Consider the following 15,211-nt stretch of genomic DNA (forward strand, 5'->3'; position numbering starts at 1 on the left):
CGCAATGGCGTCCGGCTCCGCTTCGCGCTCGCTGTTCCGCCGCGACCTGATCGGTCCGGCGATCGGCGATTCCTTCCGCAAACTGGATCCGCGCCTGCTGATCCGCAATCCGGTGATGTTCACCACGGCGGTCGTCGCGGCATTGCTCACGGTGCTGCTGATCGCCGGTCAGGGCGTAGGCGGCATCGGATTCAACGTTCAGCTCGTCTTCTGGCTGTGGCTCACCGTATTGTTCGGCAATTTCGCCGAAGCGCTCGCCGAAGGGCGTGGTAAGGCGCAGGCGGCATCGCTGCGCTCCACCAAGGCCGAGCTGGTCGCGAAGCGGCTGCGCGGCAAAAGCGAGGATCACGAAACGCTTCCCGCATCGTCGCTCAAGCGCGGCGATCTCGTGCTGGTCGAGACCGGCGACCTGATCCCAGCCGATGGCGAGGTGGTCGAGGGTGTCGCCTCGGTCAACGAAGCGGCGATTACCGGCGAAAGCGCGCCCGTCATTCGCGAAGCGGGCGGCGACCGGTCGGCAGTGACGGCGGGAACGCGCGTCATCTCCGACCGGATCACCGTGCGCGTGACTCAGGAACCGGGGGCGGGCTTTCTCGACCGGATGATCGCGCTGGTCGAAGGGGCGGAGCGCAAAAAGACGCCCAATGAGATTGCGCTGACCGTACTGCTCGTCGGCCTCACCATTATCTTCCTCGTCGCGGTGGCGACGATTCCCGGCTTTGCGGCCTATTCGGGCGACAGCGTGCCCGTCGCGCTGCTCGCCGCCCTGCTGGTCGCGCTGATCCCGACGACGATCGCGGCCCTGCTGTCGGCGATCGGCATTGCAGGGATGGACCGGCTGGTGCGCTTCAACGTGCTCGCCAAATCGGGGCGCGCGGTGGAGGCTGCGGGCGATGTCGATGTCCTGCTGCTCGACAAGACCGGGACGGTGACGGTCGGCGACCGCCACGCCGTCGCGTTCCGCCCGTTAAAGGGCGTGACGGTGGAACAGCTCGCCGAAGCGGCGCATCGCGCGAGCCTTGCCGATGAAACGCCCGAAGGCCGCTCGATCGTGAAGCTGGCGCGCGAAGGCCATGCCATTGCCGCCGAAACGCTGAACGACGACGCCGAAATCATTCCCTTCTCCGCACAGACCCGGATTTCGGGGGTGCGCAGCGGCGGCTTGCTGATCGAAAAAGGCGCGGTTGATGCCATCGTGAAGGCGTGCGCCGCGAGCGGCACCCCGGCGGCGGCGGAGTTGCGGCGCATCACCGACGAAATCGCCCGGTCGGGCGGCACCCCGCTTGCCGTGGCGCAGGGCGGCGCGCTGCTCGGCGTGGTACATCTCAAAGATATATTGAAGGCAGGGATTCGCGAGCGCTTCGCTGAACTGCGCCGGATGGGCATTCGCACGGTGATGATCACCGGCGACAATCCGCTGACCGCAGCGGCAATCGCTGCCGAGGCGGGGGTCGATGATTTCCTTGCCGAAGCGACGCCCGAGGACAAGCTGGCGCTGATCCGCAAGGAACAAAGCGAGGGGCGGCTGGTCGCAATGTGCGGCGACGGCACCAACGATGCGCCCGCGCTTGCGCAGGCCGATGTCGGCGTCGCGATGAACACCGGTACACAGGCAGCGCGCGAAGCGGGCAATATGGTCGATCTCGACAGCGATCCGACCAAGCTGATCGAGGTGGTCGGGATCGGCAAGCAATTGCTGATGACGCGCGGCAGCCTCACGACCTTTTCGATCGCCAATGACGTCGCCAAATATTTCGCGATCATCCCCGCGATCTTTGCGATCTTCTATCCAAAGCTCGGCCTGCTCAACATCATGGGGCTGGCCAGCCAGCAGAGTGCGGTACTGTCGGCGATCATCTTCAACGCGGTCATCATTCCGCTGCTCGTTCCGCTCGCGCTGAAGGGCGTCGCCTATCGCCCGATCGGAGCGGACCGGCTGCTGCTGCGCAATCTGTGTCTCTACGGCCTTGGCGGCCTGATCGCCCCGTTCATCGGCATCAAGCTGATCGATCTCGCGGTCAGCGCGCTCGGCCTCGCATGACGGAGTGCCTTTCATGATCCTCGCCTATCTCTTTCTCGGCCTTTTCCTGTTCGCGGCATTGGCGGGGCTCGTCCGCCTCGCGGCGCACGCCTGATCGCGGGATATTTCACCATGTTCGATGCACTGCTGCTCGCAACCCTCATTATCGGCGGCACCGCGCTGCTGTCGCTCCCGCTCGCCCGCTATATGGCGCGTGCCATGGATCCGCAGGGGTTCGTCCGCCCGACCCGCTGGTTCGAACATATCGGCGGCGCGGCGGCGCGCGGCGATCAGGGCTGGCAAGGCTATCTGTTCGCGCTGCTCGGTTTCAATGCGGCGATGTTCCTTGTCGTTTTCGCGATCCTTGCCGGTCAGCAATGGTTGCCGTTCAATCCGGACGCGAAGGGCGCGCTCGATCCCGCGATGGTCTTCAACACCTCGGCCAGCTTCGTCACCAACACCAATTTGCAGCATTATTCGGGCGAGGTGAGCCTTAGCTATTTCAGCCAGCTGGGCGGGCTGATGTGGCTGCAATTCGTGTCGGCGGCGAGCGGCATCGCAGCGCTGGTCGCGCTCGCCCGCGGGCTTGCCGGGCGGCCCTTCGGCAATTTCTTCGTCGATGTGCAGCGCAGCGCCTTTCTGGTGCTGTTGCCGCTCGCCATCATCGTCGCATTGCTGCTGGTAGCGGGCGGGGTGCCGATGACCTTCGCCGGGGCTGTCCATGCCACCACGCTGGAGGGCGCGGTGCAGACCATTGCGCGCGGTCCGGTGGCAGCGTTCGTCGGGATCAAGCAGCTCGGCACGAACGGCGGCGGCTTTTTCGGACCCAATTCGACGCATCCGCTCGAAAATCCGGGCTTCTGGACCAACGCGCTGTCCATGGCGGCGATCATCATCGTGCCGATGGCGTGCGTATGGATGTTCGGGCGGATCATCGGACGGCCCAAACATGCCCGGCTGATCTTTGCTGTGATGCTCGGCTTTCTGGTGCTGAAAACCGCTGGCGCGCTGTGGTTCGAACAGGCTCCCACACGCGCCTTTGACAGCCTGCCCATCGCGCAGAATGTCGGCAACCTGGAGGGCAAGGAATTGCGCTTCGGCGCGGCAGGCGGGCCGATCTGGGCAGTGCTCACCACCTCGACCAGCAACGGATCGGTCGGCGCGATGCATGACAGCCTCAACCCCCTGACCGGGCTGATGCCGATGATCGGCATGTGGCTGAACGCGACCTTTGGCGGGGTCGGCGTCGGCATGATCAACATGTTCCTCTATATTCTCGTCGCGGTGTTCGTCGCAGGCATGATGGTGGGACGAACGCCCGAATATCTTGGCCACCGTGTCGAGGGGCGCGAGGTGAAGCTCGCCATCATGGCGCTTGCCGCGCATGCATTCTTCATTCTGGTCGGCACGGCGGTCTTTGCCGCGACAAGCTGGGGCGCGGGGACGGTGGGCAATGCCGGGCCGCACGGGTTCAGCGAGATACTCTATGAGTTCAGCTCGGCAGCGGCGAATAACGGTTCGGGCTTTGAAGGGCTGGGCGATGCGACGGTGCCGTGGAATATCGCCACGGGCATCACGATGCTCGCCATGCGGTTCATTCCGGTCATCCTGCCGATCGCCATTGTCGGATCGTTCGCGGCAAAGCGCCGCGCGGCGGAATCAGCGGGCACGCTGGGCGTCGAGAACGGCACTTTTGCGGTGATGCTGGTCATCACGATCCTGATCTTCGGCGCGCTCACCTTTTTCCCGGCAGCCGCGATCGGCCCGGTCGCCGAACATGTCACCTATATGCGTTGAGGGAGCCAGATTCATGTCCCTGATCCTTTCCAGCCTTCGTATCGTCATCGCTTCGATGCTGATCTGCGTTGCGGGCTATGCGGCGCTGATCCTCGGCGCGGCGCAGCTGGTCAATCCGGCGGGCGCGCAGGGCGGGCTCGTCTTTGCCGCCGACGGCCATGTCATTGGTAGCGCGCATGTCGCGCAGAATTTCACGGCACCGCGCTATTTCTGGCCCCGCCCCTCGGCGGTCGATTATGCGGCCGATGCGGCGGGGGGCAGCAACAAAAGCCCGACCAGCCCTGCTTTGACCGAGCGCGGGCGCGAGATCGTCGCGCGCTATGGCGCCGAAGCGCGCCATCCGTTGCCCGCCGATCTCTCCGCGGCCTCAGGTGCGGGTCTTGATCCGGATATCAGCGAAGCCGGTGCACTGTATCAGGTGCCGCGCATCGCCGCCGCCCGGAACGTTGCGCCGGAGGTCGTGCGCGCGGTCGTTGCGAAGCTCGCCTATCGCCCCGGCGGGCCGTTCACCGACGATCGCATCGTCAATGTACTCGCGCTCAACCGCGCGCTGGATGCGGCGGAGACAGCTGGACCGCGATGACGCTTTCACCGGAAGACGCTCCTGCGACACTGGTGACCCTCACCGCTCCGGGCAAATGCGTCCGGAGCGGGCTTTTTGCATACCGGCAAATCGGGGTTGGACAGGATCGCGCAAAGCGCGCAGGCACATAGGGATGAACCCCGATGATCCCGACGCGATGCGCCCGTCGCCCGAGGCGTTGCTGCGAAGCGCGACGCGGGAGGGGCGCGGGCGGCTGAAGGTCTTTCTCGGCGCTGCGCCGGGGGTCGGCAAAACCTATGAGATGCTGCGCGAAGGTGCCGAGCGGCAGCGCGAAGGGGCGGATGTCGTCATCGCCGTGGTGGAAACGCATGGCCGCGCCGATACCGAGGCACTGACCCGGGACATCGAGATCCTGCCCCGTCGCCCGATCGCTTATGAAGGCCACAGGCTCACCGAAATGGACCTCGACGCGGTGCTGGCCCGGCGGCCCCGAATCGCGCTGGTCGATGAACTCGCGCACACCAACGCTCCCGGATCGCGGCATGAGAAGCGCTGGCAGGATATTGAGGAGCTGCTCGATGCAGGCATCCATGTCTATTCGACGCTCAACATCCAGCATATCGAAAGCCTGAACGACGTTGTCGCGTCGTTCACCAAAGTGCGGGTCCGCGAAACGCTGCCGGACCATGTGCTGGACGATGCCGAGATCGAAGTCGTCGACATTCCGCCCGATGACCTGATCGAGCGGCTGAAGGCGGGCAAGGTCTATATTCCGGATGAGGCGAGCCGGGCGCTCAACCATTTCTTTTCGAAGTCGAATCTGTCGGCGCTGCGCGAACTGGCGCTGCGCCGGGCAGCGCAGGCAGTCGATGCGCAGATGCTCGATTATCTGCGCAGCCATGCGCTTGTCGGCACCTATGCGGGCGGCGAGCGCATTTTGGTCGCGGTGGGGGAGCATCCGGGCGCCGATGCGCTGGTGCGCGCGGCAAAGCGGCTTGCCGATGCCTTGCGCGCGCCCTGGAGTGCGCTGCATATCGAAACCCCGCGCGAGGCTCGCTTCACCGATGCCGAGCGTACGCGGCTGGCGGCGAATCTCGGGCTTGCCGCCACGCTGGGCGCCACGATGGTGACGGTGCCGGCGCGATCGGTGTTCGACGGACTGACCGAACAGATCGTCGCATCGCGCGCGACCCAGCTCGTTCTCGGCAAGTCGCAGCGCAGCTGGTGGTTCGAACTGCGCCACGGATCGGTGGTCGACAAGCTGGTGCGGCAGAGCAGCGGCGTGGCCGTACATGTCCTGCCGCTCGGTGAATCCGGACCGGCAGATCATGGCAGAAGGACCCCGGTTCCGGAGCGCTGGCAGGACTATCTGTGGAGTCTGATCGCGGTGGCGGCGATGGTGCTGGCCGGTCGGCTGATCGAACCGCTGATCGGCTATCGCAGCACTGACCTTCTGTTCCTTATCCCGACGATCGGTGCCGCGACCCTGTACGGGCTTCGCAAGGGCGTGGCGGCGGGAATCGCTTCGGGGCTTGCCTATAATTTCTTCTTCATCCCGCCGCGCTATACGCTGACAATCTACGAGCCCGAAAATGTCGTAACCTTTTTCGTGCTGATTTTCGTCGCCGTGCTGACCAGCCAGCTGGCCGGACGAGTCAAGGCGCAGGCTGAGATCGGCGCGCGCAGCGCTCGCGAAAACGCCGCGATCGCCGGGTTCGCGCGAACGCTGGGCGGCCTGTCCGAACAGGGCGAAACCGCGCGCACCGTCTGCGCAGAAATCGCGCGGCTGATGGACGTCAACGCGATGCTGCTTTCGCGCAGCGACGGCGCGCTCGTCATCACCGCCGCCTATCCGGGCGCGCCGGAGCTTTCGGCGATCGACAATGCGGCGGCCGACTGGGCATGGGAGCGCGGAGAAGCGGCGGGGCGGGGTACCGGCACGCTGACGGCATCGGAATGGCGCTTTCACCCGCTCAGGACCGCGCTGGGTACGCTGGCTGTGCTCGGCGTGTCGCGCAGCGATGCCGGGAACCCGGTGCCCGCAACCCGCGCGGTGCTGTTCATGAGTCTGGTCGATCAGGCGGCGCTTGCGCATGAACGGCTGAAGCTGGAAGACGATATGCGCGAGGTCGTGGCGCTGAAACAGCGCGACCAGCTTCGCGGCGCGCTGCTCTCGTCGATCGCGCACGACCTGAAAACGCCGCTGACGGCCGTGACGGCAGGCGTCGAGGCACTGGAGGCCGAGCCGGACAGTGCACAGCTCCTCAGCACGATCCGCGCCGAGACGCAGCGGCTCAGGCGCTTTTTCGACGATCTGATCGATATGACCCGGATCGAGGCGGGCGCAATCCATCCCCAGCCCGAAGCCACCGATCTGACCGATGCGATCGCGTCGGCGGTGCACGATGTGAAGGGTGCGCGCGAGGGGCGGAAGGTTCGGCTGGACGTTCCGGTCAATCTGCCGCTGGTCCGCACCGATCCCAGCCTGCTCCATCACATCCTGATCAATCTGATCGACAATGCCGCGAAATTCAGCGGCGAGGGAACCGAAATCCGGATCGAGGGGCGGCGCGAGCGCGACGGGCTGCGGCTCGCGATCCTCGATCAGGGGCCGGGTCTGCCGCCGGGCCGGGAGGAAGAATTGTTCGGCACCTTTACCCGGGTCGAGGGTTCGGACCGTACCGGCGGCACCGGCCTTGGCCTCGCCATCGTCAGGGGGTTTTCCGAAGCGCTGGGGATCGAAGCGCATGCCGCGAACCGCAGCGACGCGACCGGCGCGATCTTCAGCCTGTATTTTCCGCAATCGCTCATCATCCGACCGAAGGAACAGCCTCTTGGCAAGTGACGACCGCGCCATTCTGGTAATCGATGACGAACCATCGATCCGGCTGCTCGTGCTGCGCGCGCTCGACCGCGCAGGGTATGGCGCGATCGAAGCGCCCAGCGCTGCCGAGGCGCTTCGGCTGGCGAGTGCCCGGCGGCCGGCGCTCGCGATCCTCGATCTCGGCCTGCCCGACCGGGACGGGCTCGAACTGATCGGTCCGTTGCGCGACCTGGAAGTATCGGTGCTGGTGCTGACCGCGCGTGAGGCAGTGCAGGAAAAGGTCGCTGCGCTCGATCTGGGCGCTGACGATTATCTGGTGAAGCCGTTCGATACGGAGGAATTGCTCGCGCGCGTACGCACCTGTCTGCGCCATCGTCAGGCGGCGCGGGGGGAGAAGTCGCGCATCGTCCTTGGCGATATCCATATCGATCTCGACGCGCATATCGTCAGGCGGGGCGGCGAGGAGGTGCATTTCGCGCCGAAGGAATATGGCGTTCTTGCCGAGCTTGCCCGCCATGCCGGGCGGGTGGTGACGCATCAGCATTTGCTTCTCACCGTATGGGGCAGCGCACATGCGCAGGATATCGAATATCTTCGCGTCGCCATCCGCGCATTGCGACGCAAGCTGGAGGCCGATCCCGCGCAGCCCCGGCTGATCCGCAACGAACCGGCGGTCGGATACCGGCTGATGGAGCAGGAGTGATCCGGGCGGCTTTTACGCAAACCTTATGCGGTAAATCCCTGATTCCCGTCGAATGCTTATCCTGTTCAGCGCCAGTATCCCGGTATGGAAGCTGGTTCAAAATCCGGGGCGCTGCGGACGCGATTAATGGGCTTTATGCTCCTGATCGTCTGTGCATGTGCGGTCTGGGGATTGCGCCGATGCGCCACTGACACGCCTCCTCACGCACCGGACGCGATCGAGATCGCCCTGGCCGCTGTCGTGGTGCTGACAGGCGAAGCCGGAGCGGCTCTTCTGATCGAGGGCGATACCCTCTTCCGCACATATGTGCCGCCGAAATACCGGCAATCCGGTCGGGATTAGATCGCGACCTGCTCGCCGATCTGCACGGTGCGGTTGGGCGGCACGCGGAAGAAATCGGTCGGATCGGTCGCATTGCGCATCATGAAGCTGAACAATTTGTCCTGCCAGAACGGCATGCCGCTGCGCCGTGTCGCAACCCAGGTGTGGCGGCCGAGGATGAAGGAAGGCGCTTCTCTCGACGGCGCGGCAATGTCGAGATCGCGCGCCACATCGGGCTGTTCCATGAAGCCATAGGTGAGCGTGACCTGCTCGAAATATGCGTTCAGCCGCGTCGTCATACACCGCTCGCCGGGCGGTACGAGCGGCACCGGGGCGGTTACAATCTTCACCAGCAGATTATGTTCGTGCAGCACCTTGTTGTGCTTCATATTGTGCAGCAGTGCAGTCGGCGTGCGGTCGGGCGAGGTCGTCATATAGACGGCGGTTCCGGGCACGCGCTGCGGCGGGCGGCGTTCGATCACCCGCGCGAATTCGTCCATATCGACGCTATGGTCGTGCGTATATTCGTCGAGCAGACGGCGCCCGCGCGCCCAGGTGGCGATGACCATGCCGACCATCCCGGCGACAAGCAGCGGCACCCACCCGCCCTCGACCACGCGCAGGATATTGGCGCCGAAAAAGACCAGATCGATGATGAGAAACGGGACGATGACCGCAAGCGCGAGCGGCAGCCGCCATTTCCACAGCTTCCACACCACGATAAAGGCGAGCGAGGTGGTGATGACCATCGTCCCGGTCACGGCAATGCCATAGGCCGCCGCCATTGCGGACGAACTGCGGAACGAAAAGACGAGAATGATGACCCCGACGAACAGCAGCGCGTTGATGACCGGCAGATAGATCTGCCCCGCCGCGCGCGCCGAAGTCTGGCGGATTTTGAGCCGTGGCAAGAGGCCGAGCTGAATCGCCTGCTGCGTGATCGAAAATGCGCCGGTTATAACCGCCTGACTGGCGATGATCGTCGCCAGCGTCGCCATGATGACCAGCGGCACGCGCAGCGATTGCGGCGCCATCAGAAAGAACCAGTCGAGATTGGTGAATGCCTCACCGGCAGCGCGAACCTGTTCCAGCGTCGCGAGCGCGAACGCGCCCTGACCCAGATAGTTGAGCGCAAGGCACGGAAATACGAGCGCGAACCAGCCGGTCTGAATCGGCAGTCGCCCGAAATGGCCCATATCGGCAATCAGCGCTTCGGCGCCGGTGACGGTCAGAAACACAGCACCGAGCACGAAAAGCCCGGTCGTGCCGTGCGACAGCAGGAATGCGACGCCGTGATAGGGAATCAGCGCCTGAAAAATCGCGGGTTCGTCCGCGATGTGCAGGATGCCGAGCGCGCCCAGCGTCAGGAACCAGACGAGGCAGATCGGGCCGAACAGCTTCGCAACGCTCGCCGTGCCGCGCGACTGCACGCCGAACAGCGCGATCAGGATCAGCACGGTGACGGCGATAATGACCTGATCGGTGACGATGCTGTGCAACGCAGGCACGCTGCGCAGCCCCTCGACAGCGGCAAGTACCGACAGCGCGGGCGTGATGATCCCGTCGCCGTAAAAGAGCGCCGCACCGGCAGCGCCGAGCGCGAAGATGACGAGCGACCGCCCTTTCACTGCCTTTTGCGCGAGCGACATCAGAACCAGCACGCCGCCTTCGCCTTCATTGTCGGCGCGCATCAGGAACAGGACATATTTGGTCGTGACGATCAGGATCAGCGCCCAGAGCGCCAGCGACAAAACGCCCAGAATCGCCTCCGGCCCGATCGTCGACGGATCGACCTGCCCCAGCGCTTCGCGAAACGCATAAAGCGGCGAGGTGCCGATATCGCCGAACACCACCCCGACCGCGCCCAGCGCAAGCGCCGCGAAGGAATCGCGTTCATGAGGTTCAGCGCCTGTCGTCAATCCGGCCTCGCAAAAATCGATCGCTTCGACGCGCGACCCACATACTCTGACATCTGCCGCGCAAGGCCATAAATAAGGAAGATGATTCCGCTGCCGAGCGCATAAAGAAAGCATAAAGACGCCGCATGTTCGCGGCACGATGCTGAAAGACGGACTCGAACGGAGTTGAGAGATCACTGCCGGTGCGAAGCCCGCAAGCGACGCATGAGGTTGGACGATTTCAGGAAGGCTGACGTTGCGGAAATGGAGCGGGTAACGGGATTTTGCTCCACATTTGCGTGAACTGGTATGCCGCAGAAAACCTAGGGTTTTCGCAAATGATCTTCGGGTTGTATCCCGGCGTGTGAGAAGGTCAAGCACCTAAATTGCGAGATCGGCGAGCGGTTCGGTTAGCCGTCATCGGTTCGGAATCTTGGCGACGCCGGCGGCGTCGGAAGATCCAAAACGCCGAGGACTGTGATAGCGATCTTTACGCCGGCGGACCGGCAGCTCATCTCAGCGCCCCAGAATCGGACAAACAGGTATCGCCGGGGCTAAGCTGAAAGCGGACATCGGATCAGCGGACTCAATCTGACCGAAATGTTGGACACTCCGGAACGGCTCCTTTCAGGAGTGCCGATTGGGATAGCGGACATTCCAGACGACAAAATGGCATGTCAGTTCGCGCTCGGAGGCGGGGGTTGGCGGCGGTGCTAAACAATCTCGAAAGCCGACATCTACGTCGCGCCGGTGCTCTACGTCACCTCCTCGTTATTTCGCCACGGCGAAAAGTAGAATATAGCTACAACCTTGGGGGAGGCTGATGTCGAAGAATATTAATTTAGGAATTTTTTGCGCTCTTGCCTTCGTGCTGTTGGCATTGCTTTGGCTCCACACGGGTAAGCTCGTCCCCCCGTCCGGGCCGGACGCGATTTGGTTTCACGCTGGCTTAATGGCGCTGTTAGTTGGGCGGTTTATTGTTGAATACCGCTTCACCAAACCGAACGATGTATTCGTGAACTGCCTTGCAGTGTTCGTGTCGGTTTCGACCCTGTCTAATCCTCCGAACGCTGCTTGGTGGGAAACACTGCGTTGGAGCGCATTGATGATTGGCTCGGTAGCCTTGTTCTTGGGTTGGGATCCCGGGCGGGAAGCTAGGCTGGAGAACAATCCGTGGCGACGGGCGACGTATCAAATAGTCACTAGGCTTGGTCGAGCCGAGGTGATTTTTTCGATTGTCTTCGTACTAGCGCTGTTGAGTTATTTCGATGTGAACGAGCCCAGGACGCGGTTGTTCGCGATTACGTGGGCGCTGTTTCTGCTCGTCGCCAACTTGAATCTCGAAGGAGTAATCAGACATCGAAGGACAAGCCGCGGACGCCGCATCATCGGCATGGCCCATTCCCTTCTAGCCCCCTCAATCGTATTTTGTCGCCGTATGCCCGGTGAAAAGGTGAGGCTCCACGAAGTCGTGGGCTTTATGCAGGCGGGATCAAAGCAATGCCATTGCCTCGGATTGGTGATCGGCGAGCGTTCGTCGGCTTCGGAGACGAGGGTCGCCGTCGCCCTTATTAACCAAACTGTGGAAGAAGCTGACATCAACGATCGTTCCATTATGGTCGAGGTATCTGCCAAGGAGTGTGAGGTTTTCGCTGCTCGCGACAAAAACATTACCCTGAACGAATTGAGGCGCGTTGTCGGGACGGTGGCGCGAGGCACGAACATTAGCCGGATCAAATTCGAAGTGTTCGGTGCGCCTGCGATTAGTGCGGGGTCGTTGCTGCAGGTGAAATCCGGGCCGGCGTCGGTGTATTATCAGGTGTTTGAAGGACTGATCGACGAGGAGGCCTCACTCCGTGAGAGCACCCGTGCGTTCGTCGAGGGAGAGGCCGAGCAGGTCGGCTCGTGGGACGATGAACGAGGCGGCTTCGAAACACATGATTGGGTTGCGCGCGAGCGCGCGCCTGTTTTCCTGGTCGGTGAGGACCAGCCAGCGCCAGCTTATGAGCTCAAGGCCGACGAGATCACGCTCGGCGCAGTTCCTCGCTCAAGATATCAGGTCAATGCATGTATCAACGACCTCATTCTCTATCATACTGGTATTCTTGGAGTCACTGGCAGCGGCAAATCATTCTTGACTTTTAGGCTGATCGAAGAGGCTGCCGCCAAGGGCGTAAAGGTAGTTTGTATCGATCCGACTGGTGACTATCAAAAATACCTCGGTGATGCGGTTATGCTAGATCGCAAAGGGGCTTGCCGCGACTTTCTTGATTCAGCTGATCACAATATCGGAATTCTGGAAACTGCGAGCTTCAGCGAGACGCCAATTAAGCAAGCAAGGAGCATGGCATCCTTATGCTTGGACTGGTGCAAGAAGCAGCGAACGGCGGAAGAGGTTATGGAGCCAAAACCGAAGGTCCTAATCGTGCTCGAAGAGGCTCACCTCCTCATTCCCGAGTGGAACTTTAATCCTCAGAAGTCTCTACAGGAGGAAGTCAACAAAACATCCCAGATAGTCCTTCAAGCTCGAAAATATGGCCTTGGTTTTTTAATCGTGGCGCAGAGAACGGCCAATGTTACCAAAAGTGTTCTCAATCAGTGCAACACGATGATCGCGCTACAGCAGTTCGACGAAACAGGCTTTGATTTCCTAAAAAACTACATGGGCGCGTTTCATGTGAAATCGCTTCCCAACCTAAAGCCGCGCCACGGAATCCTCGTCGGCAAGGCCTCGTTATCAAGACGTCCGGTCATGGTGCATTTCAGTGAACAAATCCGCGAGCTACGCGAAGATGCGGCACCATCCATGCCAGAACGCCCCAATCCGAAACAACAAGCTGTCCGTGCTGAGAATGCGGTCGCAACTAGCGACGGCGCCTAGGCGAGGTGCGAGAGACGCTGCCGGCGGTACACTCGAGGGCCGCGCCGCAGTTCCAAAGCTGCTTCGCTTGCGGGTGGTGCAAATCGTCTGGCTCTCTATCCTCATTGCGTGTCCTTTGCCAGGACATCGACTGCCGGGGGAGAGCTAAATGATCAGCGTTGAGAGCGTCAGACGCGCCATTCGCCATCTAGGCGCCTTCGGCGACACCGATCTGTTCCCGCGGCTGCCCGAAATGCGCTGCTTCATCGAACGTCCGGAGGCGATTGCTGCCGACTGCAAAACCCTCAACGTCGGGCAGTATTTACCTGCCAGCGCAATCGAAACATTGACGCCGAAATCTTGGCTGGGGTTCAGGATTGCCCACCAGCTCACGGCTTCAGATAACGTGATCTACCTGGCGGCCCTTCTAGATTGCGCACCGACGCTCGAGGCAGCACGGCTCCCCAAAGAGCGCAACGAGGCGTTCGCCTATCGTTACTCCGACGAGGATGGCTTCAGGATTTTCGAATCGGGACGAGGTTATCATCAGTGGCTTGCGCACCTGTCGGAATTTGGTGGCCCCGAAAATCCATTCGCCGAGGACCGTCCGGCCATCATCACTGATATCTCGGACTTCTATCAGCGCATCTATTTCCATCGCATCGAGAATGTCCTGGCGGACGCGGGTTGCCCCGATGGTCCGCGAGAGCTGATCAAGAAGATTATTAAGACGACCCGGGCGCGACAATCTTATGGTCTGCCGGTCGGGAGTGCCGCCTCGCGCCTCCTCGCTGAATGCCTGCTCAACGACACTGATATGCTGCTAACGAACATCGGCCTCAAATTCAGCCGCTATGTCGACGATTTCCGCATTGCAGTGCCGCCCGGGGCGGAGGCGCACTCGATCCTGTGCCGACTTGCCGAACATCTGATGGTAACTGAAGGGCTATCGCTCAACGTCTCCAAAACGAAGCTCGTCTCGGTCAAGGAAATTGAGCGAACGTCCAAGAACCGGCTGCAAGACGTTTTCACGCATTCCGAGATGGAGAAGATGCGGGCTTTCATCACTTTAAGCTATGGCGATGACGATGAGCCCACTGATGAGGATTTGATCAACAATCCTTTCATTTCGGCCGAGTTTCTGATGGATAGGCTCGACCAGATTGGCGACACGAAGCAGATCGATCTTTCGGTATTCAAGGCCGTGCTGCGGACGTTGCGCTTTCTGCCGGGGATAGATGCGGAGCGCCTTCTCGATCGCCACGCTGAGCTGCTCTACTATGTACCCCGCGAATATTGTCTCGCTCTGAGCGCGGCGGCGAAACAGGGTGATTTCCCTGTCGACATAGTAAAGACGCGCGTCATCGAATTGCTCGGCATGTCCCCTTACGCCGATCTCGCCTTTGTACGGTCATGGCTACTTAACCTCTTCGTCGACGGCACCCTTCCCGTCACGCTCGCCGAATGGCAACACTATGATTTCAATCGCAGCGTCGTTGAGCGCCGCTCGCATTTTTTCTTTCGCGGGCTCGCCAACGACCGGCCATATTTCCGAGCGTTGAAGACGCAGCTCGGGTCGTTGAGCGAATGGGACAAGCCCGCCGCGCTGATGGCGGCGATGTGTCTTCCTCTCGACGAGTATAAGAATTGGCTCGCCGTCGCACTGCCACAGCTGACCACGCCGTTCGCCGCGACCTACATTTCCTGGCTGAAGGCAAACCACGGCAAACTTTGCGATCTGCTATCCGAGCCGCACGAGGTCAGCTGAGTCATTTTTACGCCGTGACCAAAAAACCATTCACCAGCCGGCTGCGTGAGGGGAAGCGTAGCACGCTCTCGCGACCGAGAGGCCGGCGGAACATCGGTCAGCTTTCTCTTATCAGGATTCGGATAGCGACCCGTTCCACATTGCGCGCGAAGCTGTGGCTACGAACCCGGATGTACGAAAGGCGGATATCAGGAAGCCAGACTGCTGCCTGCGTGGGCGTCGATGTCGACGATGCTTTGACACTATCGGAGAGAACCGAAATCTGACCCTGCGTCCGGTTCACCGCACTCCGGGGAGCCGGACGCACTTGGTGTGAACAAACAGCAGCTATCGACGCCCCGAATGAGCTAGCGAACGGCCGCTATGTTGGCGCAGCAGGACCTAGGCTCAGGACTCATTGCGGCAGCCAGAAGATGACGGTTGCGGCGATGCAGATAGCTGACATGAACGTGTGGGCGCAGCGATCGTAGCGGGTG

The 15,211-nt window shown here is 61.9% G+C and carries 9 protein-coding genes and 1 pseudogene; 8 read left to right on the forward strand and 2 right to left on the reverse strand.

The genetic code is table 11. From position 1 onward, the window contains the following. Nucleotides 1–4 precede the first annotated feature (4 nt). From kdpB to EV664_RS10800, 6 genes are all read left to right on the forward strand, one after another. Entirely contained in the window at nt 5–2,041 is a 2,037-nt protein-coding gene (gene kdpB / locus EV664_RS10775) for a potassium-transporting ATPase subunit KdpB (RefSeq protein ID WP_133495711.1), read from the forward strand. A 111-nt stretch (nt 2,042–2,152) separates the two neighbouring features. Beyond that, nucleotides 2,153–3,817: a potassium-transporting ATPase subunit KdpA gene (gene kdpA / locus EV664_RS10780; RefSeq protein ID WP_133495712.1), complete on the forward strand. Its 1,665-nt coding sequence runs from the start codon at nt 2,153–2,155 to the stop codon at nt 3,815–3,817. A 13-nt stretch (nt 3,818–3,830) separates the two neighbouring features. Next, the gene (locus tag EV664_RS10785; RefSeq protein WP_133495713.1) at nt 3,831–4,400 is read left to right on the forward strand and encodes a potassium-transporting ATPase subunit C; all 570 of its coding nucleotides are present in this window, start codon (nt 3,831–3,833) and stop codon (nt 4,398–4,400) included. 133 nt (nt 4,401–4,533) lie between these two features. Next, nucleotides 4,534–7,206: a sensor histidine kinase gene (locus EV664_RS10790; RefSeq protein WP_188656399.1), complete on the forward strand. Its 2,673-nt coding sequence runs from the start codon at nt 4,534–4,536 to the stop codon at nt 7,204–7,206. Continuing rightward, on the forward strand, nt 7,196–7,888 hold the full coding sequence (locus tag EV664_RS10795; protein WP_229668208.1) for a response regulator: 693 nt from the start codon (nt 7,196–7,198) through the stop codon (nt 7,886–7,888). Before EV664_RS10790 ends, EV664_RS10795 begins: the two co-directional genes overlap by 11 nt. A gap of 126 nt (nt 7,889–8,014) precedes the next feature. Beyond that, the gene (locus EV664_RS10800; protein ID WP_133495715.1) at nt 8,015–8,230 is read left to right on the forward strand and encodes a hypothetical protein; all 216 of its coding nucleotides are present in this window, start codon (nt 8,015–8,017) and stop codon (nt 8,228–8,230) included. On the opposite strand, the gene EV664_RS10805 is transcribed toward EV664_RS10800, so the two are convergent. Then, complete coding sequence (locus tag EV664_RS10805; protein WP_229668207.1) at nt 8,227–10,128, reverse strand: potassium transporter Kup; 1,902 nt, start codon at nt 10,126–10,128, stop codon at nt 8,227–8,229. The two genes, EV664_RS10800 and EV664_RS10805, sit on opposite strands and share 4 nt — an antisense overlap. 802 nt (nt 10,129–10,930) lie before the next feature. Between EV664_RS10805 and EV664_RS10810 the strand changes: the two genes are divergently transcribed. After that, entirely contained in the window at nt 10,931–12,988 is a 2,058-nt protein-coding gene (locus tag EV664_RS10810) for an ATP-binding protein (RefSeq protein ID WP_133495717.1), read from the forward strand. A gap of 148 nt (nt 12,989–13,136) precedes the next feature. Further along, nucleotides 13,137–14,735, forward strand: a complete 1,599-nt coding sequence (locus EV664_RS10815; RefSeq protein ID WP_133495718.1) for an RNA-directed DNA polymerase — start codon at nt 13,137–13,139, stop codon at nt 14,733–14,735. A 394-nt stretch (nt 14,736–15,129) separates the two neighbouring features. On the opposite strand, the pseudogene EV664_RS10820 reads toward EV664_RS10815, so the two are convergent. Continuing rightward, nucleotides 15,130–15,211 (reverse strand): annotated as a pseudogene (locus tag EV664_RS10820) (IS5/IS1182 family transposase); the annotation flags it as partial.

The sequence above is a fragment of the Stakelama pacifica genome (assembly GCF_004361835.1).
Taxonomy (GTDB): domain Bacteria; phylum Pseudomonadota; class Alphaproteobacteria; order Sphingomonadales; family Sphingomonadaceae; genus Sphingomonas; species Sphingomonas pacifica.